Raw genomic sequence first — 23390 nt, forward strand, 5'->3', positions numbered from 1 at the left:
TGGAGTTAATCCTATGCAACGGTATTCAGGCTTCGGCCTCTTCAAACACTCCCTCAGCCACCACGAAAACTGGCAGAAGATGTGGCGCACACCGACCCCGAAAAAGGTCTACGACGTAATCATCGTCGGCGGTGGCGGCCACGGGCTGGCAACGGCCTATTACCTGGCCAAGGAACACGGCATCACCAATGTGGCCGTGGTCGAAAAGGGCTGGCTGGGCGGCGGCAATACGGCGCGCAACACCACCATTGTGCGTTCCAACTACCTGTGGGACGAGTCGGCGCACCTTTACGAACATGCGATGAAACTGTGGGAAGGCTTGTCCCAGGACTTGAACTACAACGTCATGTTCTCCCAGCGTGGCGTCTACAACCTGTGCCACACCCTGCAAGACATACGCGACTCGGAGCGCCGGGTCAGCGCCAACCGCCTCAACGGCGTGGACGGTGAGCTGCTCGACGCCAAACAAGTGGCGGACGAAATTCCGTACCTCGATTGCTCAAAAAACACTCGTTACCCGATCATCGGTGCCACCGTACAACGCCGAGGCGGCGTGGCCCGTCACGATGCCGTGGCCTGGGGCTTTGCCCGCGCTGCGGATGCGCTGGGCGTGGACTTGATCCAGCAAACCGAAGTACTGGGGTTTCGCAAGGAAAACGGCGTGTGCATCGGCGTCGAAACCAGCAAGGGCTTTATCGGCGCCAAGCGCGTGGGCGTGGTCACCGCCGGTAACTCCGGGCATATGGCGCGCCAGGCCGGCTTTCGTTTGCCGATCGAATCGCACCCGCTGCAAGCGCTGGTGTCGGAGCCGATCAAACCGATTATCGACAGCGTGATCATGTCCAACGCGGTGCACGGTTACATCAGCCAGTCCGACAAGGGCGACCTGGTGATCGGTGCCGGGATCGACGGCTACAACGGCTACGGCCAGCGTGGCTCATACCCGGTGATCGAGCACACGATCCAGGCGATTGTAGAAATGTTTCCGGTACTGTCTCGCGTGCGCATGAACCGCCAGTGGGGCGGCATCGTCGACACCACCCCCGACGCTTGCCCGATCATCTCCAAGACCCCGGTGCCGAACCTGTTTTTCAACTGCGGCTGGGGCACGGGTGGCTTCAAGGCTACGCCGGGCTCGGGCAACGTGTTTGCCGCCAGCCTGGCCAAAGGCGAGATGCACCCATTGGCTGCACCGTTTTCCATTGACCGGTTCCATTCCGGCGCCCTGATCGACGAACACGGCGCTGCCGCTGTCGCCCACTAACAGGAGAAACACCCATGCTCCATATCTTCTGTCCCCATTGCGGCGAATTGCGCTCCGAAGAGGAATTTCATGCCAGCGGCCAGGCGCACATCCCGCGCCCGCTCGACCCCGGCGCCTGCACTGATGCCGAGTGGGGCGATTACATGTTCTTTCGCGACAACCCTCGCGGCCTGCACCACGAACTGTGGAACCACGTCGCCGGTTGCCGCCAGTTCTTCAATGCCACGCGTAACACCGTGACCTACGAAATTCTTGAAACCTACCTGATCGGCACCAAGCCACAGTTCACTGAACAGGCGGCGCCACTGATCACCACGGCCACTCGCGAGCAGGGAGAAAAGGTATGAGCCAGACCCATCGCTTGCCTAATGGCGGCCGTGTCGACCGCAGCAAGGTGCTGACCTTTACGTTCAACGGTCAACAATACAAAGGCTACGAGGGCGACAGCCTGGCCGCCGCGTTGCTGGCCAATGGCGTCGACGTGATTGGTCGCAGCTTCAAATATTCCCGGCCCCGTGGCATCTATGCCGCCGGTGCCGAAGAGCCCAACGCGGTGCTGCAAATCGGCGCCACCGAAGCTACCCAAATTCCTAACGTGCGCGCCACGCAACAGGCGCTCTATCAGGGCTTGGTCGCCACCAGCACCAACGGCTGGCCCAACGTCAACAACGATGTGATGGGTATTTTGGGCAAGGTCGGCGGCAAGCTGATGCCGCCTGGCTTCTACTACAAAACCTTTATGTACCCGCAGTCGTTCTGGATGACCTACGAGAAGTACATCCGCAAGGCAGCAGGCCTGGGCCGTTCGCCGACCCAGAACGATCCCGACACCTACGACTACATGAACCACCATTGCGACGTGCTGATCGTCGGTGCAGGCCCTGCAGGCTTGGCGGCGGCTTTGGCCGCAGCGCGCAGCGGCGCCCGAGTGATCGTTGCGGATGAACAAGAAGAGTTCGGCGGCAGCCTGCTCGACAGCCGTGAAAGCCTGGACGGCAAACCAGCGATGGAATGGGTCGGCAAAGTCATCGCTGAACTCAAGGAACTGCCGAGCGTAACTCTGTTGCCACGGGCGACAGTCAACGGCTATCACGACCACAACTTTCTGACCATTCACGAACGCCTCACCGACCACCTCGGCGATCGTGCCCCGATTGGCCAGGTGCGTCAGCGTATTCACCGGGTACGGGCCAAGCGCGTGGTGTTGGCCACCGGTGCCTGCGAGCGGCCATTGGTGTACGGCAACAATGACGTGCCGGGCAACATGCTGGCGGGCGCGGTGTCCACTTATGTACGTCGCTACGGCGTAGCGCCAGGCAAAAAAATGGTGCTCAGTACCAACAACGACCACGCCTACCGCGTCGCGCTGGATTGGCTCGATGCCGGTCAGCAGGTGGTGGCTGTGGCTGATGCGCGCAGCAACCCTCGTGGCGCGCTGGTAGAAGCGGCACGGGCCAAAGGTATCCGCATTTTGACCTCCAGCGCGGTGATCGAAACCCGTGGCAGCAAGCATGTGACCGGTGCTCGGGTGGCGGCGATTGACCTTAAATCCCTCAGTGTCGCTAGCCCCGGCGAGTGGCTGGAATGCGATCTGGTTGCGACCTCGGGCGGCTACAGCCCGGTGGTGCATCTGGCCTCGCACTTGGGCGGCAAGCCGACCTGGCGCGAAGATATTCTTGGTTTTGTACCCGGCGAAGCACCGCAAAAACGTGTGTGCGTAGGTGGCATCAACGGTGTTTACGGGTTGGGCGACAGCCTCGCCGATGGTTTTGAAGGTGGCGTGCGTGCTGCCAGCGAAGCCGGATTCAAAGCGGTCGAAGGGGTATTGCCCAAAGCCCTGAATCAGCTTCAGGAAGCCACGCTGGCGCTGTTCCATGTACCCCATGAAAAGGGCACGGCGCGGGCACCGAAGCAATTTGTCGACCTGCAAAACGACGTAACCGCCGCGGCCATTGAACTGGCAACCCGCGAAGGCTTCGAGTCGGTCGAGCACGTCAAACGCTACACCGCGTTGGGTTTTGGTACCGACCAGGGCAAGCTGGGCAACGTCAACGGGCTGGCCATTGCCGCGCGCTCGCTGAACGTGACTATCCCGCAGATGGGCACCACCATGTTCCGCCCCAACTACACGCCGGTGACCTTTGGCGCTGTAGCTGGTCGCCATTGCGGGCATATTTTCGAGCCGGTCCGCTACACCGCGCTGCAAGCCTGGCACGTCAAGCAGGGCGCCGAGTTTGAAGACGTCGGTCAATGGAAACGTCCATGGTACTTCCCGCGTAACGGCGAAGACCTGCACGCGGCGGTCAAGCGCGAGTGCCAGGCAGTGCGTGACAGCGTCGGCATTCTCGATGCTTCGACCCTGGGCAAAATCGATATTCAAGGCCCGGACGCGCGGGAATTTCTCAACCGTATCTACACCAACGCCTGGACCAAACTCGATGTGGGCAAGGCCCGCTATGGCCTGATGTGCAAAGAAGACGGCATGGTCTTCGACGACGGTGTGACCGCGTGCCTGGCCGACAACCACTTTGTGATGACCACCACCACCGGCGGCGCAGCGCGGGTACTGCAATGGCTGGAAATCTACCAACAGACCGAATGGCCTGAGTTGAAGGTGTATTTCACCTCTGTGACCGACCATTACGCGACGATGACTCTGTCCGGCCCCAACAGCCGCAAGCTGCTGAGCGAAGTCACCGATATCGATCTGGACCGTGAGGCCTTCCCGTTCATGACCTGGAAGGAAGGGTTGGTGGGCGGTGTACCGGCGCGGGTGTTCCGAATCTCGTTTACCGGCGAGCTGTCGTACGAGGTCAATATCCAGGCTGACTACGCGATGGGTGTGCTGGAGAAAATCGTCGAGGCGGGCAAGCAATACAACCTCACCCCGTATGGCACCGAGACCATGCACGTGCTGCGGGCCGAGAAGGGTTTCATCATCGTCGGCCAGGACACGGACGGCTCCATGACCCCGGACGATTTGAACATGGGCTGGTGTGTGGGCCGCACCAAACCGTTCTCGTGGCTGGGCTGGCGCGGCATGAACCGCGAAGACTGTGTGCGTGACCAGCGTAAACAGCTGGTGGGCCTCAAACCGGTCGATCCGAAACAATGGCTGCCGGAGGGCGCGCAACTGGTGTTCGACCCGAAGCAGGCAATCCCGATGACGATGGTCGGCCACGTGACGTCCAGCTATGCCCACAACTCACTGGGTTATTCGTTTGCAATGGGTGTGGTCAAAGGCGGTTTGAAGCGCATCGGCGAGCGGGTGTTCTCGCCCCAGGCCGACGGTAGCGTGATCGAGGCTGAAATCGTGTCTTCGGTGTTCTTCGATCCGAAAGGCGACCGGCAAAATATTTGAGTGAAGCCCTTTCGCGAGCAGGCTCGCTCCCACAGGGGATGTGGGAGTCAATCAACACAACATTGCTAACGGGTGACTCATGACCACAGCCAACGTATACCAACAACGCCCGGACTCGGGCGCCAAAGCCGAGTCATCGTTGCACCAGGCCAATCTCGCCGGTCTGATCGGCAAGGGCCGTAAAAACCCTGGCGTGCGGGTGCGCGAGAAAAAACTGCTGGGCCATTTGACCCTGCGCGGCGACGCCAATGACCCGGCCTTTGCCGCAGGCGTGAACAAGGCCTTGGGGCTGGAATTGCCCGTGGCCCTGAGCCTGGTGGCCAAGGACGAAACATCGCTGCAATGGATGGGGCCGGATGAGTGGTTGCTGATCGTACCCGGTGGCCAGGAGTTCGCCGTGGAACAGGCGTTGCGCGCCGCATTGGCCGGGTTGCACATCTCGGTGGTCAACGTCAGCGGCGGGCAACAACTGCTGGAGCTGAGCGGGCCAAAGGTGCGCGAAGTGCTGATGAAGTCCACCAGTTACGACGTGCATCCGGACAACTTTCCGGTGGGCAAGGCGGTGGGCACGGTGTTCGCCAAATCGCAGCTGGTAATCCGTCATACGGCCGAAGACACTTGGGAACTGCTGATCCGTCGCAGCTTTTCGGACTATTGGTGGCTATGGTTGCAGGATGCAGCGGCGGAGTATGGGTTGAACGTCGAAGCGTAAATATGATCCTGCCTGCGCCTCTGTGGGAGCGGGCTTGCTCGCGATTGCAGCACCACGGTCATCCGGATGTACCGTGTTGTTTGCATCGCGAGCAAGCCCGCTCCCACACAGGTCGTGTGCGTTCCAATACCCATCAAGGAGCACCCCATGAGCCGCGCCCCCGACACCTGGATTCTCACCGCCGACTGCCCAAGCCTCTTGGGCACGGTGGACGCGGTCACGCGTTATCTGTTCGAACACAGTTGCTACGTCACCGAACACCATTCCTTCGACGACCAGCGCTCGGCACGTTTCTTTATTCGGGTGGAGTTTCGCCAGCCCGACGGTTTTGACGAGCACGCCTTTCGTACAGGCTTGGCCGAACGCGGCGCGGCCTTTGGCATGACCTTTGAACTGACGCCTCCCCATCACCGGCCCAAAGTGCTGATCATGGTGTCCAAGGCCGATCACTGCCTTAACGACCTGCTCTATCGCCAGCGCATTGGCCAGCTATCGATGGACGTGGTGGCCGTGGTGTCCAATCACCCCGATCTTGAGCCCCTGGCTCGCTGGCACGGTATCCCGTATCACCATTTTGCGCTGGACCCGGCAGACAAACCGGCCCAAGAGGCCAAGGTCTGGCAGGTGATCGAAGACACTGGCGCCGAACTGGTGATCCTTGCGCGCTACATGCAAGTGCTGTCCCCTGAGCTGTGCCGCAAGCTCGATGGCAAGGCGATCAACATTCACCACTCCTTGCTCCCCGGTTTCAAAGGCGCCAAGCCCTATCACCAGGCCTACGAAAAGGGCGTCAAGCTGGTGGGTGCGACGGCGCACTACATCAATAACGACCTGGACGAAGGTCCAATCATCGCTCAGGGCGTCGAGGTGGTGGACCATAGCCATTACCCCGAAGACCTGATCGCCAAGGGCCGCGACATCGAGGCCCAGACGCTGGCTCGCGGCGTGGGCTATCACATTGAGCGGCGCGTTTTCCTAAATGGAGGTCGTACCGTGGTGCTGTGAGGCACCTGCAAGTTCTAAGCTGCAAGCAGCAAGTTAATCCCTCCAATAACAACAAGGGTGAATACGATGGCTGACAACCGCGGTGTGGTGTACCTGGGCAATGGCCAGGTTGAAGTGCAAAGCATTCCATTCCCCAAGATGCAAAACCCTCAGGGCAAGCAGATCCACCACGGCGTGATTCTGCGGGTGGTGTCGACCAATATTTGTGGCTCCGACCAGCATATGGTGCGTGGTCGTACCACGGCGCAAACCGGTCTGGTGCTGGGCCATGAAATTACCGGCGAAGTGATCGAGGCCGGGCGCGATGTGGAACATCTGAAGGTCGGCGATCTGGTTTCAGTGCCGTTCAACGTGGCATGCGGGCGTTGCCGCAGCTGCAAGGAACAGAACACTGGCGTATGCCTGACCGTCAACCCGGCCCGTCCCGGTGGCGCCTATGGTTACGTGGACATGGGCGATTGGGTCGGCGGCCAGGCTGAATATGTGTTGGTGCCCTACGCCGATTTCAACCTGCTCAAGCTGCCCAACCGTGACGCTGCGATGGAGAAAATTCGCGACCTGACCTGCCTTTCCGACATTCTGCCCACCGGTTACCACGGTGCTGTAACCGCAGGCGTTGGCCCTGGTAGCACGGTGTATATCGCCGGTGCTGGTCCGGTCGGTCTGGCGGCGGCGGCCTCGGCGCGCTTGCTGGGGGCGGCGGTGGTGATTGTCGGCGACGTGAACCCGATTCGCTTGGCTCACGCCAAGGCTCAGGGTTTCGAAATTGCCGACCTGTCCAAAGACACACCATTGCACGAACAAATCGCCGATCTGCTGGGCGAACCTGAAGTGGACTGCGCCGTCGACGCCGTAGGCTTCGAAGCCCGTGGTCACGGGCATGACGGGGTTAAACACGAAGCACCGGCCACGGTGCTCAACTCGCTGATGGGCGTGGTGCGGGTGGCGGGCAAGATCGGGATTCCGGGCTTGTACGTAACCGAAGATCCGGGTGCTGCCGATGCAGCTGCAAAAATGGGCAGCCTGAGCATTCGCTTTGGTCTGGGCTGGGCCAAGTCCCACAGCTTCCATACCGGGCAAACGCCGGTGATGAAATACAACCGCCAACTGATGCAGGCGATCATGTGGGACCGGATCAAGATCGCCGATATCGTAGGCGTTGAAGTGATCAGCCTGGACGACGCGCCGCGGGGTTATGGCGAGTTCGATGCGGGTGTGCCGAAGAAGTTTGTGATCGATCCGCATCGGATGTTCAGCAAGGCTTAACAATTGGCAGAAAACCTGTAGCAGCTGCCGAAGGAACGAGGCTGCGTTCGGCTGCGAAGCAGTCGTAAAACCACACAATGCGGTCGTTCAGATAGACCGCGATTACCGGTTTTACGAAGGCTTTGCCCTCGGACGCAGCCTCGTTCCTACGGCAGCTGCTACGAGGGTTTGGTGCCTGGTACAAAACGGGGCCGCCAGTTCGCACAGCGGATGCACTGGTTTTCAATTAAGATTGCCCGCCGTTTGATCCAATAGTGGCACTTGGGAACAACTGCCGGGGTTTTGGGTCATACACATAGTTTTACCGCTCCATGGCGGGCGGTTTTTTGGTTCTAGAGGTTTGAGCGATGAATAAGTTGAGCGGCGTGGCACTGGCAACATTGATGACCGTGGCAGCGAGCCCGGTGTTTGCAGGTTTCAGCCTGAGCGACGTAGCCAACGTGGCGGCGCAAGTACAGGGTGCCAACGGGAATGGCGCGACCACCGACAAATCGGCGCAAGCCGTACAGATGCTGACCAAGGTCAACGAGCTGGGTGTAAAGCCTGAGCAAGCGGCAGGCGGTATCGGCGCGATGTTGAGCCTGGCGAAAAACCAGCTGACCTCCAGCGACTATTCCGAGCTGACCCAGCAAGTACCGGGTGTTAACAAACTGGCTGGCGCCGGTGCACTGGGTCAGTTGAGCCAGTTGGGCGGCCTGTTGGGCAAGTCCAGCGGCGTATCCGAGACCGCGACCAGCGCAGTCAGCAACGTGGCCAACACTGATCAGTTGAACGGCGCATTCACCGCGCTGGGCATGCAGGACGGCATGGTTGCCAAGTTCGCACCGGTATTGCTGGACTACTTCAAGGGCCAGAACGTCAGCACTTCGTTGCTGAGCAAGTTGGGCAGCGCCTGGGGCGTTTAAACACTTACTGCGTGCTCTGTACTCTTTGAAGGAAATGCCTGCATGAAGTCTATTCTTGCGTTGCTGTCTGTATTGGCGCTGCCGGTGATGGCTGCCGAGCCGACCCTTTATGGGCGTTACGAATACATCAAGTTGCCAGAGATCGGCGAGACCCTTCAGGCCAAGATGGACACAGGCGCCCTGACCGCGTCGCTGTCGGCGAAAAATATCCAGACCTTTACCCGTGATGGTGACGAGTGGGTACGCTTTCAGCTGGCGACCGAAGGTGCGAGCAGCAAGGTGTACGAGCACAAAGTAGCGCGCATCAGCAAAATCAAAAGTCGCGCCGATGAAGACGAAGACAGGGATGTACCTGAAAGCGCCAAGCGGCCGGTAGTTGATCTGGAAATGTGCCTGGGTAACGTCAAGCGCACTGTGGAGGTCAACCTCACCGATCGCAGCAGCTTCAACTATCCGTTGCTGATTGGCGCCAAGGCCTTGCGTGAGTTTGGTGCGGCAGTGAACCCGGCACGTCGTTATACAGCGGACAAACCGGACTGCTGATTGCCGATTTATGTGGGTGCGGGCTTGCCCGCCCCCACAGATTTGGCGTTAGCGTTTAAGCAACCCGCGCACACTGATCCACAGCGGAATTCCCAGGCCAATCCAGCTCAATATGTCCCAGGCGCCGTCTCCCAATAGCGCGCTGAACAATCCCGTCACACTGACGAGTCCAATCGCCAGCGGGATCGCAAATACCTTCCAGAAGTTCGACTGCCGTGGCCTCATCGAGCACTCTCCTTGGCCGCGCGTCTGCGCACCCACCATAGGTACAACCCGCTGCCGAGCACCACAATGGTCAGCAGGTCGAGGGCTGCCCAGAGGATTTTCATCGGCATGCCGCCGTAGTCGCCAAAGTGCAGCGGCTGCGACATGCCCATCGCGTCCATGTACCACGGGCGACCCGCCACGGCGGTGACTTCAAGGGTGCTGGCGTCAATCAAAACCGGGGTCAGCAGGTGTGAGGTCAGGTGTGTGCTGCCTTTCATGAAGACCGCGTAATGGTGCTCGCTGGAGAACCGGGTGCCGGGGAAGGCGATAAAGTCCGGGCGCATGTCGGGTGCGGCCTTGGCTGCGATTTCCAGGAGTTGGCTGGCTGGGGCGAGGTGAGTCAGCGGTGGGGCATCGCGGTAAGGCTCGATCATGGCGCTGAGGCTGTCATTGCGCCAGGCGGCGATGATCAGGTCGGCACAGGCGCTGATAACACCGGTCACTCCCACCACCAGGGCCCAGGTCAAGGTCACGGCGCCAATCAGGTTATGCAGGTCGAGCCAGCGCAAGCGGGTGGACTTGTCGGTACGCACGGTCGCGAATTCGTGGCGGCGCATAAACGGCAAGTACAGCACCGTGCCGGAGATGATCGCCAGCACAAACAGCAGCCCCATAAATGCCAGCAGCAGCTTGCCGGGTAGCCCGGCAAACATGTCCACGTGCAGGCGCAGCATGACCATCATGATCCCGCCATTGGCTGACGGCACTTCTATCGCCTCGCCGGTACGCGCATCGAGCATAAAGGTGTGGGACGAGTTGGGCTCGGTGCCTGCGGTGGGCGCCATGATGGTCAGGACTGCGTTGGGTTCGTCTTCTTCCCAGCCGAAATACTGCATGACCTCGCCCGGCCGATGAGCCTCGGCGGCGCGTACCAGTTGTTGCAGGTCAAGGGTCGGGGTATCGGCGGGCAGTTCTTTGACTTGTGGCGCATCGCCCAGTAGATGGTCGATTTCATGATGAAAAATCAACGGCAGACCGGTGAGTGCCAACAGCAGCAAAAAAGCGGTGCTAATCAGGCTGGTCCAGGTATGGATAAAGGACCAGCGGCGGATGGTTTTGCTTTTCATGACTTTCCCAATTGCAACAACACCCTGTGGGAGCGGGCTTGCTCGCGATGCAGACAACCCGGTGTATCTGAAAATACCGAGGTGATGCTATCGCGAGCAAGCCCGCTCCCACAGGGGGAGGTGATGCGCCAACGGTTTGTTTAGAACTCCAGCTGCGCCGAGAACTGCACGGTGCGCGGGTCGCCCAGGTAATGACTGTTGAGCCAGTAGTCTTTGTTGGCCAGGTTGCTGACGTTCATACGCAAGGTCAGATCATTTTCCGAAACTTTCATGCGGTAGCGTGCACCGGCATCAAAGGTGGTGAACGACGGCAATTGATAGTCGTTGTTGACGTCGGTGTATTGCTTGCCGGTGTAGAACGCGCCACCGGTCAGGGCCAAACCGGGTACGGTATTGATGTCGTATTCGGCGTAAACCTTGGCCAGTTGCTTGGCAACGTCGACCGGGGCATTGCCATCGTTGGCCTTGTTGTCTGCGTCCTTGACCTTTGGATCAAGCAAGGTAAAACCGCCTACAACTGTCAGTTCCGGGGTGACCTTACCGGTCACGCTGAACTCCAGGCCGTTGTTAACCTGCTTGCCGCTTTCGGTGTAGGTCATGGTCTCGTTGAGGAAACCATTAGGCTTTTCGATGTTGAACAAGGCCAGGGTAAATAATGTGTCGCCCACGGTAGCTTTGGCGCCCACTTCGTACTGCTTGCTGACTTGCGGCGCGAAGATTTGACCAGCGTTGCTCGCGTTGTAAGGTGCCGTGCCGCCTGCCTGTAGGCCTTCGATGTAGGTGGCATAGGTGGTCAGCCAAGGGACCGGTTTGTAGATAAGCGAAACGCTGGGCGAGGTTTTGCTTTCGTCGTAGCGGGTTTTCTTCTCGGGTGTGGAGTAGATGAAGTCATTGGCATAAGACTTGATCTGGGTGCGGGTCACACCGAGGATGCTCGACCATTGATCATTGAAGGTAATGACGTCGCCGATCAGGAAGTTATTGTTTTGTGAGGTGCTCGCCAAACGCTGATCGCCATGGCCAACCGAGTAACCCGGCTTGTCGACTTGTTGGCTGTTGCCGAAAGGGATCGGGCCGCCGCCGACGTCGCCATACTGTGTGCCGTTCGAAGGGATGTGGTCCTCGTACATGCGTACGCGTGTGTCATTACCCTGATAGCCCATGGTCATTTTGTGGCCAACGGTGCCTGTCGCAAAGGCGGCATCCAGAAACAGGTATGCAGAGTTCTCCACATGCTCAATGGGCGCAAAGGCATACAGCGGTTGGGTGTAAACCCCAGGGCTGTAAACGGTCGGGCCGGTGTAGGTGTTCTGTTCGGTGAACTTCTGAGTGGCGAGTGCGCCGCGCAGGGTGAAGGTGTCGTTCAGGCGCCACTTGGCCCTTACGCCGCCTTTGTCGGTTTCGTTATCCGAGAATGCCCATTTCTGGCTGTACAGTTTGTTGTTATCCAACTGCGAGGCACGGGGGCGCAGCGCCTGATCACCGAAGTACCAGTAACTGGTGACTCCCCGGATTTGAGTTTTCTTGTGTGATGCATCGAACTGGATTTGCAGGTCGTCGCTGACGTTCCAGTCCACGGCCAGGCTGATCATCTCGCGGCGGCGTTTCTGCATGTCGATGGCGGTTTCGCCATCCTGGGTCAGCAGGTTCAGGCGATAGGCGAATTTGCCTTCGTCGTCGATCTTGCCGCCAAAGTCGCCGTGCAGGTAATAGTTTTCCCCGCCGGCATTGCCCAAGGTCACGCTACGATAATTTTGATAGGTCGGGCGTTTCAGTACGTAGTTGGCTAAACCGCCCGGAGACGCGGGGCCATACAAAAAGCCGGTCAGGCCGGTGATAACTTCCAGTTGCTCGGTTTCTTCCAGAAAGTTACCCGCGTCGGCGAGTGTGCTGAAGCGCAGGCCATCGTTGGCAATGTTCAGGTTACCCGCGCCACTGAAACCGCGAATGTTTACCGCGCTGGCATAACCCGCGCCGGTTGGGGAAAACAGCTGAGTGAAAGGGTTGCGCTTGAACACGTCATCCAGAGATGTGGCTTGCATGTTTTTGAGCAAAGCCTGGGAGGTCACGCTCATGGAGTAGGGGGTGTCTTGCAGTTTCATCCCACCCAGTGCGCCGACATTATTCAGGTTTTCGCTGACGTAACCTGCTGCTTCCGACCCTTCAGCGACGGCAGCGCCGTTGATGTTGACGTCGCCCAAGGTCAGTGCGCCTTCGACGATGGGCATCAGGGTGTAGGAGCCGTTGCCAGTGCTCTGCAACTGCAACCCACTCCCCTGCAACGCCTCACGCAACGCCGTGGTTGCCTCGAACGTGCCTTGTACCGGCGCCGAGGTTTTGCCCGCCAGCAGGGACGAGTCGATGGCCAGGGTGATGCCGGCCTGGCTGGCGATCTGGTTCAGGGTGGCCGCCAAAGGTCCGGCAGGCAGGTTGTAGCTGCGTGCGCTGGATGCCTGTTCGGCGGCGATCAGCGTGGTGCTGGTCAACGGGGCACAAAGGGCAATGGCTACGGCCAACAGGCTGGGGCGCAAAAACGTGTCGAGGGTGCGGGACATTCGGCGGGTTCCTGAATGGAAATGTTTCTCAATGCCTATCTGCCGCACGAGATCGCAAAAGTGATAGGGCTGATTGAAAATAATTTAGATTCAGTTCTTTTGGGGCTTGGCGCTAACGGTGACCCACCACGGGGTGCGCTGCTGGATCTGTACCGGCAAGGTCGGCATCAGGGCATTGAGCGCCAGTTCGACATTGTTCAGCGGGAAGCTGCCGGTGATGCGCAGGTCGGCCACTTGCGGGTCAACGCCCAAGTGGCCGCGATGATAACGATTGAGTTCGCTGACCATGTCGGCCAAGCGCACGTTGTCGAGCACCAGCATGCCGCGTGTCCAGGCGTCTGCGCCAGGGCTTACGGCGAGCATTTGACCAAGGCGGTCGCTGTACATCAGCACTTGCTGGCCTTCGCTGTAGATGGTTTGTTCGGCGCTGTTTTCAGGATGCGCCTCGACCCGCGATTGCAACACGCTCAGGCGTGTGCCGTCGTCTTCGCGCTTGACCATGAATCGTGTGCCCAGCGCACGCAGGCTGCCATCGCGGGTTTGCACGATAAAGGGGCGAGGGTCGCCATGGCCTGTTTCGACCATGATTTCACCTTCTTGCAGGATGATTCTCCGGGTAGTGTCATCAAAGCGCACATCGACTGCGCTGTGGGTATTGAGGTTGAGCAGCGTGCCGTCAGCCAGACGCAGCTGACGTTGTTCGCCGGTGGCGGTGCGCTGGTCGGCCATCCAGTAATCAATAGGCAGATAGCTTTTACCGGCGAACAAGGCCAACCCGCACACCAGGGCGATACTGGCCAGGTTACTGCTGATTTTACGCACCCGCTGCTGCACGCCATTGCGTGCATTGAGCAGTGCGTTGCGTGCCGGAACGCCAGTATTGCTGAAGCGCTGATCGAGCATGCCCAGTTGCAGCCAGGCGCGGGCGTGTTCTTCGCTGGCGCTGTACCACTTGGCAAACTCGGCTTGTTCCACGGCGCTGCCGTTGCCGCAATCCAGGCACAGCTGCCAGGCGATGGCGGCGTCCAGCACCTGGGCCGAGACCGGCTTGGTGTTGGCTTGGCTCATGTCGGCTCGCCATACAGGGCGACGTAGCACTGGCGGATGCCCTGGGCCAGATACTGGCGCACACGGGGCACTGACACGCCCAGGCGCTCGGCGATTTCAGCGTGGGTCAGGCCATCGAGGCGGCTATGGAGGAAGGCTGCGCGGGACTTGCTCGAGAGCTTGCTGAGCAGGCGGTCGATGGCCCTGAGGTCTTCAAGGATCATTTGCTGGGCTTCGGGCGAGGGGTGCTCGGCCTCGGGGATCAGCATCAGTTCGTTGAGCCAGGCCTGCTCCAGAGCTGCGCGGCGAAAGTAGTCAAACAGCAGACCCTTGGCGATGGCCGCCAAAAACGCCCGGGGTTCGCGGGGGGCTTGCAGTTCGGTGCGGCCCAGCAGGCGCACGAAGGTGTCCTGGCTGAGGTCTTCAGCCCGCTGCGGGCAGGCAACGTTGCGCCGCAACCACGCCAGCAGCCAGCCGCGATGGTCGCGATATAGCGCTCCAACCAGCTCACTGTGTGGGTTTTGGACTGACGACAAAGACATCACCGACTGCAAGTTTTAACTAACGATAATTATTCGCGATTGTGTCAGAGCGAATGGTCCTACGCAATTGACGCTCATCGGATGAGGATAAAGAGCCTGTAGCCGCTGCCGCAGGTTGCGATCGAGCCCGAAGGGGTCGTGTCTTTTAAAGAGCGAAGGTCCAGCGGGCCTTATCGCAGCCTGCGGCAGCGGCTACAAAGGGTACGTAGGTTAAAAGCTGTGCACCTGTTTGCGCCGTTGCCACTGGTTCAGCCGCTGTTGCAGGGCCTGAGGGCTGTCGATGCCCTGGACCCGGGCGCGGCTGAACAGGATCAGCGCCAGTTCGGCGGTGGCCAGGGCGTCGGCACTGGCGTTGTGGCGGTCTTCGACCTGGAGGTTGAAGTGATTGATCCACTGGTCAAGCCCGGCTTCGCGCTGATTGACCTGCGGGCAAAGCATCGGTGCCAGTGCCGCAACATCCATAAACGTATGCTGCAAACGGTAATCCAGGCTGTCTTTGAGGGCTCGGGTGAGCATGTGCTGGTCAAACGGCGCATGGAACGCCAGCAAGGGGCTGTCACCCACAAATGCCATGAAGTCGAGCAGGGCATCTACCGGTTCGCTGCCTGCGGCAATGGCGGCTGGCCCCAACCCATGTAGCAGCACGCTGGGGTTGAGAGGGCTGTTGGGGCGCAGCAGCGTGCGTTCAAACGCCTGGCTCAGGTCAATGGCGCCGTCTTCAATCACCACCGCACCAATCGACAACACCTGATCACGATTGAGGTGCAAACCGCTGGTTTCCAGATCGACCACCACCCAGCGCTGCGCGCGGAGCGGTGCGTCGCTCAATCCCGAGGCGGTAGGCAGTTGCAGCAGGCGCTGTTGCTGTTCAAGGCCCAGGACCGGTTTTTTACGCGGTAACAACCATGACAACAGGCTCATAGCTGATACCGCAGGGCCAGGCTGCTTTGCAGGCGCTGGGCCTGGCGCAGGGCTTCACGCAAGATGCGCCGGTCCAGCTGGTTAAGGCTGTCCGGGTCTACGCGGTTGGAGTACGGACGGTTCTCGCGGGTTTGCAATTGGTGCTGCTGCATGCGGGTCTGCTGGATGAAGTGATAGGCCTCTTCATACGCGGCGCCGTCCAGTGGTTCGATAACTTCAAGGGTCACCAGCTGGCGCAGGCGCTCAAGGGTGTTGTTGGCTTCAACGCCGTTGGCCAGCGCCAGCAAGCGTGCGCCATCAACAAAGGGCGTAAGGCCCTGGACCTTGAGGTCGAGGGTGGCCTTGTCGCTGCCTTTGCGCTCCAGCACAAATTCGCGAAAGCGTCCCACTGGCGGGCGATGGCGCAGTGCGTTGTCGGCCATCATGCGCTGGAACAGGCGGTTGTCGGCCACTTGCTCAAGCATGCTGCGGCGCAGTTGCGCGCAGCCCTGTTCATCGCCCCAGACCACCCGCAAGTCGAAATAGATAGTGGAAGCCAGCAGGTTTTCGGGGGTGGCTTCGCGGATAAAGGCGGCAAAGCGTCGGCCCCATTCGCCACGCGACAGGCATAGCTCGGGGTTACCGGCCATGATGTTGCCCTTGCACAGAGTGAAGCCGCAGGCCGCAAGATGATGGTTGATCTGCTGTGCGATGGGCAGCAGGCGCTGGCGGATTTCGGCGGCCTGGGCAGCGTCTTTGGCCTCGAACAGAATGCCGTTGTCCTGATCCGTGTGCAGGGTTTGCTCGCGTCGCCCTTCGCTGCCAAAACACAGCCAGGTAAATGGCACGCCAGGGTCGCCCTTGTCGGCCAGTACCAGCTCGATAACCCGGCACACGGTGTGGTCGTTGAGCTGGGTGATGATGTGGGTAATCTGCGTGGAGGACGCGCCGTGGGCCAGCATGCGCTCTACCAGTTGGCCGATTTCGCCACGCAGGTTGATCAGGGTGTCCAGCCGTGGCGCGTGACGGATGGTGCGCGCCAAATGAACCAGATCGACCCGTTGCAGGGAGAACAGGTCACGCTCCGACACCACGCCGCACAGGCGCTGATCCTTAACCAGACACACATGGGCAATGTGCCGTTCGGTCATGGCAATGGCTGCGTCGAAGGCGCTGTGGTCGGGGCTCAGGTAGAACGGCCCTGGGGTCATGTGCAGGTCAATGGCCTGGTCGAAATTCTCCAGGCCATTGGCGACCACCTGACGCAGGTCGCGCAGGGTGAAAATACCCAGCGGTGCCTTGTGTTCGTCGACCACGACGATGCTGCCCACTTGCTGTTCGTGCATCAGGCGCACGGCTTCGCGCAGCGCGGCTTTTGGCGAACAGGTCACAGGGTGACGCATGGCCAGCTCACCCAAGCGGGTGTTGAGCGAGTATTGGGTGCCGAGAGTTTCAGCGGCTTTTTGCTGAACCTGCTGATTGACCTTGTCGAGCAGGCTACTGACGCCGCGCAAGGCAAAGTCACGGAACTCGTCGGACAGGGCAAACAGTTTAATAAACGCGGCCTTGTTCAGTTGCAGGCAGAACGTATCTTCAGCGGCGCGGTGTTCGGTGCGGGTGGCGCGCTCGCCCAGCAATGCGGCGAGGGGGAAGCACTCGCCGGTAGTGATCTCAAAGGTGGTCTGGGCTTCTTCTCGACCGGTATGAGTCCGCTCACCCACCACTCGGCCCTGTTTGACGATATAGAAGTGCTCAACCGGGCCGTCGGTCGGCCGGATGATGCTTTCGCCCGGAGCATAAAAGCGCAGTTGGCACTGTTCGACCAGATACGCCAGGTGAGTGTTTTCCATCTGGTTAAAGGGCGGGAATCGCTGCAAAAACTGCATGGTGCCGTGAATGTTCTGCAGCACCGCGGTCTTCCCTGCCTGGAGAAACGCATCCGATTTGCTCATTACTGATACCGCGTTGTGGGTGGTGAACCATTGTTGTTATGACTGGACAGGGCTGGGCCCCACTGCGTGTTTCTATCCCTCATGCTCGGCGGTCTGCGCGCGGGTGCCCATTGGACGTAAGTCTATGGAGTCGCGCTATGCTGATATCTTCGAAAAGGCGTGTATTTATTTTGTACATTTCGGCTACTGCAAGGCTTGGAAATGCACGCGCCTAAGTGCACATTGGCGGACGGTGAGGAATAACGGACTACACCGTAGGGACAATTAACCTACAGGGCAGTTTTCGAGAAACATATGACTGAACATGACATTTTGACCGACGCCGAACGCGAGGCCTTGCACGAGGTGATGCAGGCACCTGCTTCGGCTTCGTCCTGTGTGTTGATTGTTGATGACGATCCATTGGCTCGCGAATTGTTGGCGGAGTTTTTGGAGCTGAACGCGATCGAGTGCCTGACAGCAAGTAACGAAGAGCAGGCGCTGGCGCTCCTGGAGTCCGAACAGCCGATTAACCTGATGCTCACCGATTTGCGCATGCTGCCCCACGATGGCTTGCACCTGATACGCAAAGTCCGCGAATCGGAACGGGCCACCTTGCCGATCATCATCATGTCGGGTGATGCGAATGTGCTTGATGCCATCGATGCCATGCACTTGCATGTGGTGGATTTTTTGCTCAAGCCGATTGATACCGACAAGTTGCTGGCGCTGATCAGGCAGGAATTGGGGATGTAGCCCTCTGCCACAAGATTGGAACAGCAGATGCAAAAAAGCCCCGGCACATGGCCGGGGCTTTTTATTGGGTGCGGGTTACAGGCCGTTTTTGGCTTTGAACTCGCGACGACGACGGTGCAGTACCGGTTCGGTATAGCCGTTCGGCTGTTTGGTGCCTTCGATCACCAGCTCGACTGCCGCCTGGAAGGCGATGTTGCTGTCGAAGTTCGGCGCCAATGGACGGTACAACGCGTCGTTGGCGTTCTGGCGGTCAACCACAGGCGCCATGCGCTTTAGGCTTTCCATGACCTGGGTCTGGCTGACGATGCCATGACGCAGCCAGTTGGCGATGTGCTGGCTGGAAATACGCAGCGTTGCACGGTCTTCCATCAGGCCGATATCGTTGATATCCGGCACCTTCGAACAACCCACGCCCTGGTCGATCCAGCGCACCACATAGCCCAGAATGCCCTGGGAGTTGTTGTCCAGTTCGTTCTGGATCTGCTCCGGGGTCCACTGCGGGTTCACCGCCAGCGGGATGGTCAGGATGTCGTCCACCGAGGCCGGAGTGCGCTTGGCCAGTTCGGCCTGACGGGCGAACACGTCAACCTTGTGGTAATGCAGCGCGTGCAAGGCCGCGGCGGTCGGTGATGGCACCCAGGCGGTGTTGGCACCGGCCAGCGGGTGAGCGATTTTTTGCTCCAGCATCGCGGCCATCAGGTCGGGCATGGCCCACATGCCTTTACCGATTTGCGCACGGCCTTGCAGGCCAGTGCTCAAGCCGACATCGACGTTGTTGTTTTCGTAGGCCGAAATCCACTTCTCGGCTTTCATGTCGGCCTTGCGCACCATCGGCCCGGCTTCCATCGAGGTATGGATCTCGTCGCCGGTGCGGTCCAGGAAGCCGGTGTTGATAAACACCACGCGCTCGCTGGCAGCCTTGATGCACGCCTTGAGGTTGATCGTGGTGCGCCGCTCTTCGTCCATGATCCCGACTTTGAGCGTGTTGCGTGGCAGCTTGAGCACGTCTTCGATGCGGCCAAACAGTTCGTTGGTGAACGCCGCTTCTTCAGCGCCGTGCATCTTCGGCTTCACGATGTAGACCGAGCCGGTGCGGCTGTTGCTGCGCGTGGCTTTACCGTTAAGGCTGTGGATCGCTGCGAGGCTGGTCAGCAGACCGTCGAGAATGCCTTCTGGCACTTCGTTGCCATCTTTGTCGAGGATCGCATCGATGGTCATCAAATGACCGACGTTGCGCACGAACAGCAGCGAGCGGCCGTGCAGGCTGACGGTGCCGCCGTTGGGCGCCGTGTACTCGCGGTCCGGGTTCATGGTGCGGGTGAAGGTCTGGCCGCCCTTGGACACTTGCTCGCTCAGATCGCCCTTCATCAGGCCGAGCCAGTTGCGGTAAATCACTACCTTGTCATCGGCATCGACGGCGGCAACCGAGTCTTCGCAGTCCATGATGGTGGTCAGGGCCGCTTCCATCAGCACGTCTTTAACGCCTGCAGCGTCGGTCTGGCCGACCGGGCTCGATGCGTCGATCTGGATTTCGAAGTGCAGGCCATTGTGCTTGAGCAGCACGGCGGTCGGCGCTGCTGCTGAACCGTGGTAACCGATCAGTTGCGCGGCGTCGCGCAGGCCGGTGCTGGCGCCGTCCTTGAGGGTAACCTGCAAGGCGCCGTCAACGATGGCGTAGCTGTTGGAGTCAACGTGAGTGCCGCTGGCCAGAGGCGCGGCTTCGTCGAGAAAGGCGCGGGCGAAGGCAATGACCTTGTCGCCACGGACCTTGTTGTAGCCTTTACCCTTCTCGGCACCATCGGCTTCGCTGATGGCATCGGTGCCGTACAACGCGTCGTACAGCGAACCCCAGCGGGCGTTCGAGGCGTTGAGGGCAAAGCGCGCATTCATGACTGGTACTACCAATTGCGGGCCAGCCATGCGAGCGATTTCGTCATCGACGTTTTGCGTCGTTGCCTGGAAATCTGCGGCTTCTGGCTGCAGATACCCAATATCCTGGAGGAAGGCTTTATAAGCCACGGCGTCATGGGCCTTGCCGGCCTGAGCCTGGTGCCAGGCGTCGATCCGCGCCTGCAAATCATCGCGTTTGGCGAGCAGTGCTTTGTTCTTGGGCGCCAGGTCATTGATGACCTTATCGGCACCTGCCCAGAACTGATCGGCGGTGAGGCCGGTACCGGGAATAGCTTCGTTGTTTACGAAGTCGAACAGGACTTTGGCGACCTGCAGGCCACCGACGTGAACGTGTTCAGTCATTGCTTGCCTCACTCATTTTTATTTAAAGCCTGACACCGCCTTGGCTCATGCGGGCGGGGTGGTGCGGGTTATTGCAGACGCCTTGACGGACCGTGTTGCAAATTATGTAGTGGTCGCCGAGGCATACTACATGATCAATTGCAGATGTGAAAATCAGACTGATCACGTCGTTCTGCGACCGTTTTTACGCTATCGGTCACACAGAAGAACAAGATGTTCTCAAGAAATATGCAGGTTGTCCCGGATAATTCTAAAAACAGTACACAATTTAATCCGTGGTGATTTGGTTTTGACGGGTGTAGCCGCTGCCGCAGGCTGCGATAAGGCCCGTAGGGCCTTCAAAAATCCAAACCCATCGCAGCCTTCGGCAGCGGCTACAGGTATTTCATAGCGGCCTATACTCAACCGACCCCCCTAATAAGAGAGCCCCCCGCCATGAACCATCTTGTGATTACGGTCTTTGCCCAGGACAAGGCCGGGCAGGTCGAGCGTATTGCCCAATGCATCGCCGAGCATGGGGGTAATTGGCTGGAGAGTCGAATGTCGCGAATGGCCGGGCAATTTGCCGGGATCTTGCGCGTAGGTGTGCCCGCCGAGGCCCACGATGAGCTGGTCGATGCACTGCACGGTCTGGCCAAGGAAGGGATTCGGGTATTGATTGCCGAAAGTGGCATCGAGCAATCCTGCACCTGGAAGCCCATCGCCATGGAGCTGGTAGGTAACGACCGCCCCGGTATTGTGCGCGACATTACCCGGGTGCTGACGGAGCAGGGGGTGAATCTGGAGCGGCTGGTGACAGATGTGCGGCCCGCGCCGATGAGCAACGAGCCGCTGTTTCATGCCGAGGCGATTTTGGCGGTGCCTCTGACCTTGTCCCTGGACGTACTGCAAAAACGTCTGGAAACCTTGGCGGATGAACTGGTGGTTGATCTTAAGTTCAGCACCGAGGACTAAGCTTCAACCGCGCTGGCGCATGCTGAACCAGGCATCGAGGCTGTACACCACCAGACCGGCCCAGATAAATACGAAGGCGAGCAGGGTACTGTCGGACAAGTGCTCGCCGTACACCGTTATCGCCAGGATCAATACCAGCGTCGGCGCGATGTACTGCATAAAACCCAGCGTGGTGTAAGGCAAATGCCGTGCGGCGGCGTTGAAACACACCAGCGGTATCAGCGTTGCCGGGCCGGCAGCCACCAGCAACCAAGCTTCTGAACTGCTCCAGAATTCGCTATGGGCACTGTTGGCCTCAGGGTGCAGCAGCAGCCAGCCGATGGCGACGGGGACCAGGATCCAGGTCTCGACCACCAGTCCCGGTAGCGCCTTGACCGGCGCCTGCTTGCGGATCAGGCCGTAAAACCCGAAGCTCAGCGCCAACACCAGCGAGACCCACGGCAGGCTGCCGACTTGCCACACTTGTTGCGCCACTCCGGCGGCGGCCAGACCCACCGCAATCCACTGCAGGCGGCGCAGGCGTTCGCCCAGCAACAACATGCCGAGCAGCACGTTGACCAGCGGGTTGATGTAGTACCCCAGGCTGGCTTCAAGCATGCGGTCGTTGTTCACCGCCCACACGTAGGTCAGCCAGTTGACGGCGATCAGCAGGCCGCTGATGGTCAGCACGCCAATGCGTTTGGGGTTGTCGCGCAGTTCTTGCCACCAGCCGGGATGTTTCCATACCAGCAGCAACAGTGAGCCGAACAGCGCGGACCAGAGCACCCGGTTCACGATAATTTCGGCGGCCGGGACGCTGGCCAGTAGTTTGAAATAGAGCGGGAAGATGCCCCAGATGACATAGGCGCTAAGGCCTAAAATATACCCGCGACGCGGGTTGGCGGCTTGCATGCAGAATCCTTGCTTAGGCAACTAACGGACACGGAAGAAGCCAAGAGTGTAAGCAGGTTTTTCCATTTGTGGGAGCGGGCTTGCTCGCGATTGCATCACCGCGATTATCCAGGGGCACCGCGTCGCCTGAATCGCGAGCAAGCCCGCTCCCACGAGAGCAACAATGAGGGCTGATCAGAACAGCTTCAGCGGTTCTTCATTGAGCGCCGACAATTGTTCGCGCAGCGCCAGGATCTGGTCGCCCCAATAACGTTCAGTGCCAAACCACGGAAAACTGTGGGGGAATGCCGGGTCGTCCCAACGTCGCGCCAGCCATGCGCTGTAGTGCATCAGACGCAAGGCGCGCAGCGGTTCGATCAGCGCCAGTTCACGTGGGTTGAAATCATGGAACTCGCTGTAACCATCCATCAGTTCGGACAGCTGGCCCAGGCATTCCTGACGATCACCGGCCAGCATCATCCATAAGTCCTGCACCGCAGGGCCCATGCGGCAGTCGTCGAGGTCGACGATATGGAACACTTCGTCGCGGCACATCATGTTGCCGGGATGGCAGTCGCCGTGCATGCGGATATTGGTGTGCGGGGTGGCGGCGTATACGTCTTCGACGCGCTTGAGCAGGTCGCGGGCGACTGACTCGTAGGCCGGGAGCAAGCTGCGCGGAATGAAGTTGCCTTCAAGCAGGGTGGTCAGCGAGTCGTGACCGAAGTTCTTCACGCCCAGCGCTTCGCGATGTTCAAACGGCTTGGTGGCGCCCACGGCATGCAGGCGACCGAGCAGTTGGCCGAGGCGATACAGCTGATCGAGATTGCCTGGCTCCGGCGCACGGCCGCCACGGCGAGGAAACAGGGTGAAGCGGAAACCTTGGTGCTCGAACAGGCTTTCACCGTTATGAATCATCGGCGCCACGACAGGTACATCGCACTCGGCCAGTTCAAAGGTGAAGCGGTGTTCTTCGAGGATCGCCTCGTTGGTCCAGCGCTGGGGGCGGTAGAACTTGGCGATCAGCGGTTGCGAGTCTTCAATACCGACCTGATACACGCGGTTTTCGTAGCTATTGAGCGCCAGCACGCGGGCATCGCTCAAGAAACCGATGCTCTCGACGGCGTCGAGCACCAGATCAGGGGTAAGTGTTGCAAACGGATGAGACATGCTGACTCCTGCGCGCAGCAGG

Annotated in this window: 20 protein-coding genes; 10 read left to right on the plus strand and 10 right to left on the minus strand. The window is 59.7% G+C overall.

Features of this window, described 5'->3' with window-relative positions; genetic code table 11:
* The first annotated feature begins 13 nt into the window (after positions 1-13).
* The 8 genes from N7D90_RS01880 (at position 14) to N7D90_RS01915 (ending at position 9056) form a co-directional block, all read left to right on the plus strand.
* Positions 14-1264, plus strand: a complete 1251-nt coding sequence (locus N7D90_RS01880; protein ID WP_261740646.1) for a sarcosine oxidase subunit beta — start codon at positions 14-16, stop codon at positions 1262-1264.
* Between the two features lie 14 nt (positions 1265-1278).
* Positions 1279-1611, plus strand: a complete 333-nt coding sequence (locus N7D90_RS01885) for a sarcosine oxidase subunit delta (protein ID WP_261740647.1) — start codon at positions 1279-1281, stop codon at positions 1609-1611.
* Positions 1608-4625, plus strand: a complete 3018-nt coding sequence (locus N7D90_RS01890) for a sarcosine oxidase subunit alpha (protein WP_261740648.1) — start codon at positions 1608-1610, stop codon at positions 4623-4625. The genes N7D90_RS01885 and N7D90_RS01890 overlap by 4 nt, the downstream gene beginning before the upstream one ends.
* 79 nt (positions 4626-4704) lie before the next feature.
* Positions 4705-5337 carry a sarcosine oxidase subunit gamma gene (locus N7D90_RS01895; protein WP_261740649.1) on the plus strand — a complete coding sequence of 211 codons (633 nt, stop codon included), beginning with the start codon at positions 4705-4707 and terminating at the stop codon, positions 5335-5337.
* Between the two features lie 147 nt (positions 5338-5484).
* Positions 5485-6342, plus strand: a complete 858-nt coding sequence (purU, locus tag N7D90_RS01900; RefSeq protein ID WP_261740650.1) for a formyltetrahydrofolate deformylase — start codon at positions 5485-5487, stop codon at positions 6340-6342.
* 66 nt (positions 6343-6408) lie between these two features.
* On the plus strand, positions 6409-7608 hold the full coding sequence (gene fdhA, locus N7D90_RS01905; RefSeq protein WP_261740651.1) for a formaldehyde dehydrogenase, glutathione-independent: 1200 nt from the start codon (positions 6409-6411) through the stop codon (positions 7606-7608).
* A gap of 347 nt (positions 7609-7955) precedes the next feature.
* The gene (locus N7D90_RS01910; protein ID WP_261740652.1) at positions 7956-8513 is read left to right on the plus strand and encodes a DUF2780 domain-containing protein; all 558 of its coding nucleotides are present in this window, start codon (positions 7956-7958) and stop codon (positions 8511-8513) included.
* A gap of 42 nt (positions 8514-8555) precedes the next feature.
* Positions 8556-9056: an ATP-dependent zinc protease gene (locus tag N7D90_RS01915; RefSeq protein WP_261740653.1), complete on the plus strand. Its 501-nt coding sequence runs from the start codon at positions 8556-8558 to the stop codon at positions 9054-9056.
* A gap of 48 nt (positions 9057-9104) precedes the next feature.
* Here the strand turns inward: N7D90_RS01915 and N7D90_RS01920 are convergent, their stop codons facing one another.
* The 7 genes from N7D90_RS01920 to N7D90_RS01950 all read right to left on the minus strand — a co-directional run bounded on the left by N7D90_RS01920 (position 9105) and on the right by N7D90_RS01950 (position 17386).
* Positions 9105-9281: a hypothetical protein gene (locus tag N7D90_RS01920; RefSeq protein ID WP_261740654.1), complete on the minus strand. Its 177-nt coding sequence runs from the start codon at positions 9279-9281 to the stop codon at positions 9105-9107.
* Positions 9278-10390, minus strand: a complete 1113-nt coding sequence (locus N7D90_RS01925) for a PepSY-associated TM helix domain-containing protein (RefSeq protein ID WP_261740655.1) — start codon at positions 10388-10390, stop codon at positions 9278-9280. Before N7D90_RS01925 ends, N7D90_RS01920 begins: the two co-directional genes overlap by 4 nt.
* 140 nt (positions 10391-10530) lie before the next feature.
* Positions 10531-12945, minus strand: coding sequence for a TonB-dependent receptor (locus N7D90_RS01930; RefSeq protein WP_261740656.1), 2415 nt, complete (start codon positions 12943-12945; stop codon positions 10531-10533).
* 90 nt (positions 12946-13035) lie between these two features.
* Positions 13036-14013 carry a FecR family protein gene (locus N7D90_RS01935; RefSeq protein ID WP_261740657.1) on the minus strand — a complete coding sequence of 326 codons (978 nt, stop codon included), beginning with the start codon at positions 14011-14013 and terminating at the stop codon, positions 13036-13038.
* Positions 14010-14534 carry an RNA polymerase sigma factor gene (locus N7D90_RS01940; protein ID WP_261740658.1) on the minus strand — a complete coding sequence of 175 codons (525 nt, stop codon included), beginning with the start codon at positions 14532-14534 and terminating at the stop codon, positions 14010-14012. The genes N7D90_RS01935 and N7D90_RS01940 overlap by 4 nt, the downstream gene beginning before the upstream one ends.
* A 210-nt stretch (positions 14535-14744) precedes the next feature.
* Complete coding sequence (locus tag N7D90_RS01945) at positions 14745-15455, minus strand: PolC-type DNA polymerase III (RefSeq protein WP_261740659.1); 711 nt, start codon at positions 15453-15455, stop codon at positions 14745-14747.
* Complete coding sequence (locus N7D90_RS01950; RefSeq protein ID WP_261740660.1) at positions 15452-17386, minus strand: putative nucleotidyltransferase substrate binding domain-containing protein; 1935 nt, start codon at positions 17384-17386, stop codon at positions 15452-15454. Before N7D90_RS01950 ends, N7D90_RS01945 begins: the two co-directional genes overlap by 4 nt.
* Before the next feature lie 294 nt (positions 17387-17680).
* Between N7D90_RS01950 and N7D90_RS01955 the strand changes: the two genes are divergently transcribed.
* Positions 17681-18121, plus strand: coding sequence for a response regulator (locus N7D90_RS01955; RefSeq protein ID WP_261740661.1), 441 nt, complete (start codon positions 17681-17683; stop codon positions 18119-18121).
* Positions 18122-18196: 75 nt separating this feature from the next.
* Here the strand turns inward: N7D90_RS01955 and N7D90_RS01960 are convergent, their stop codons facing one another.
* A complete protein-coding gene (locus N7D90_RS01960) occupies positions 18197-20374 on the minus strand; it encodes a malate synthase G (RefSeq protein ID WP_261740662.1) in 2178 nt (725 codons plus the stop codon).
* 435 nt (positions 20375-20809) lie between these two features.
* On the opposite strand from N7D90_RS01960, the gene N7D90_RS01965 reads away from it, so the two are divergent.
* Positions 20810-21328 (plus strand): glycine cleavage system protein R, encoded by a 519-nt coding sequence (locus tag N7D90_RS01965; protein WP_261740663.1) that lies wholly within the window; start codon positions 20810-20812, stop codon positions 21326-21328.
* A 3-nt stretch (positions 21329-21331) separates the two neighbouring features.
* Here N7D90_RS01965 and rarD read toward each other — a convergent pair whose 3' ends face one another.
* Positions 21332-22219 (minus strand): EamA family transporter RarD, encoded by an 888-nt coding sequence (rarD, locus tag N7D90_RS01970; RefSeq protein WP_261740664.1) that lies wholly within the window; start codon positions 22217-22219, stop codon positions 21332-21334.
* Between the two features lie 174 nt (positions 22220-22393).
* Complete coding sequence (locus N7D90_RS01975) at positions 22394-23368, minus strand: serine/threonine protein kinase (protein WP_261740665.1); 975 nt, start codon at positions 23366-23368, stop codon at positions 22394-22396.
* Positions 23369-23390: the final 22 nt, after the last annotated feature.

Origin of the sequence: Pseudomonas fragi (assembly GCF_025426255.1) — a bacterium.
GTDB lineage: Bacteria > Pseudomonadota > Gammaproteobacteria > Pseudomonadales > Pseudomonadaceae > Aquipseudomonas > Aquipseudomonas kulmbachensis.

Coding starts and splice junctions, on each gene's coding strand:
- N7D90_RS01880 (WP_261740646.1), top strand. CDS start 14: ATGCAACGGTATTCAGGCTTCGGCCTCTTCAAACACTCCCTCAGCCAC.
- N7D90_RS01885 (WP_261740647.1), top strand. CDS start 1,279: ATGCTCCATATCTTCTGTCCCCATTGCGGCGAATTGCGCTCCGAAGAG.
- N7D90_RS01890 (WP_261740648.1), top strand. CDS start 1,608: ATGAGCCAGACCCATCGCTTGCCTAATGGCGGCCGTGTCGACCGCAGC.
- N7D90_RS01895 (WP_261740649.1), top strand. CDS start 4,705: ATGACCACAGCCAACGTATACCAACAACGCCCGGACTCGGGCGCCAAA.
- purU (WP_261740650.1), top strand. CDS start 5,485: ATGAGCCGCGCCCCCGACACCTGGATTCTCACCGCCGACTGCCCAAGC.
- fdhA (WP_261740651.1), top strand. CDS start 6,409: ATGGCTGACAACCGCGGTGTGGTGTACCTGGGCAATGGCCAGGTTGAA.
- N7D90_RS01910 (WP_261740652.1), top strand. CDS start 7,956: ATGAATAAGTTGAGCGGCGTGGCACTGGCAACATTGATGACCGTGGCA.
- N7D90_RS01915 (WP_261740653.1), top strand. CDS start 8,556: ATGAAGTCTATTCTTGCGTTGCTGTCTGTATTGGCGCTGCCGGTGATG.
- N7D90_RS01920 (WP_261740654.1), bottom strand. CDS start 9,281: ATGAGGCCACGGCAGTCGAACTTCTGGAAGGTATTTGCGATCCCGCTG.
- N7D90_RS01925 (WP_261740655.1), bottom strand. CDS start 10,390: ATGAAAAGCAAAACCATCCGCCGCTGGTCCTTTATCCATACCTGGACC.
- N7D90_RS01930 (WP_261740656.1), bottom strand. CDS start 12,945: ATGTCCCGCACCCTCGACACGTTTTTGCGCCCCAGCCTGTTGGCCGTA.
- N7D90_RS01935 (WP_261740657.1), bottom strand. CDS start 14,013: ATGAGCCAAGCCAACACCAAGCCGGTCTCGGCCCAGGTGCTGGACGCC.
- N7D90_RS01940 (WP_261740658.1), bottom strand. CDS start 14,534: ATGTCTTTGTCGTCAGTCCAAAACCCACACAGTGAGCTGGTTGGAGCG.
- N7D90_RS01945 (WP_261740659.1), bottom strand. CDS start 15,455: ATGAGCCTGTTGTCATGGTTGTTACCGCGTAAAAAACCGGTCCTGGGC.
- N7D90_RS01950 (WP_261740660.1), bottom strand. CDS start 17,386: ATGAGCAAATCGGATGCGTTTCTCCAGGCAGGGAAGACCGCGGTGCTG.
- N7D90_RS01955 (WP_261740661.1), top strand. CDS start 17,681: ATGACTGAACATGACATTTTGACCGACGCCGAACGCGAGGCCTTGCAC.
- N7D90_RS01960 (WP_261740662.1), bottom strand. CDS start 20,374: ATGACTGAACACGTTCACGTCGGTGGCCTGCAGGTCGCCAAAGTCCTG.
- N7D90_RS01965 (WP_261740663.1), top strand. CDS start 20,810: ATGAACCATCTTGTGATTACGGTCTTTGCCCAGGACAAGGCCGGGCAG.
- rarD (WP_261740664.1), bottom strand. CDS start 22,219: ATGCAAGCCGCCAACCCGCGTCGCGGGTATATTTTAGGCCTTAGCGCC.
- N7D90_RS01975 (WP_261740665.1), bottom strand. CDS start 23,368: ATGTCTCATCCGTTTGCAACACTTACCCCTGATCTGGTGCTCGACGCC.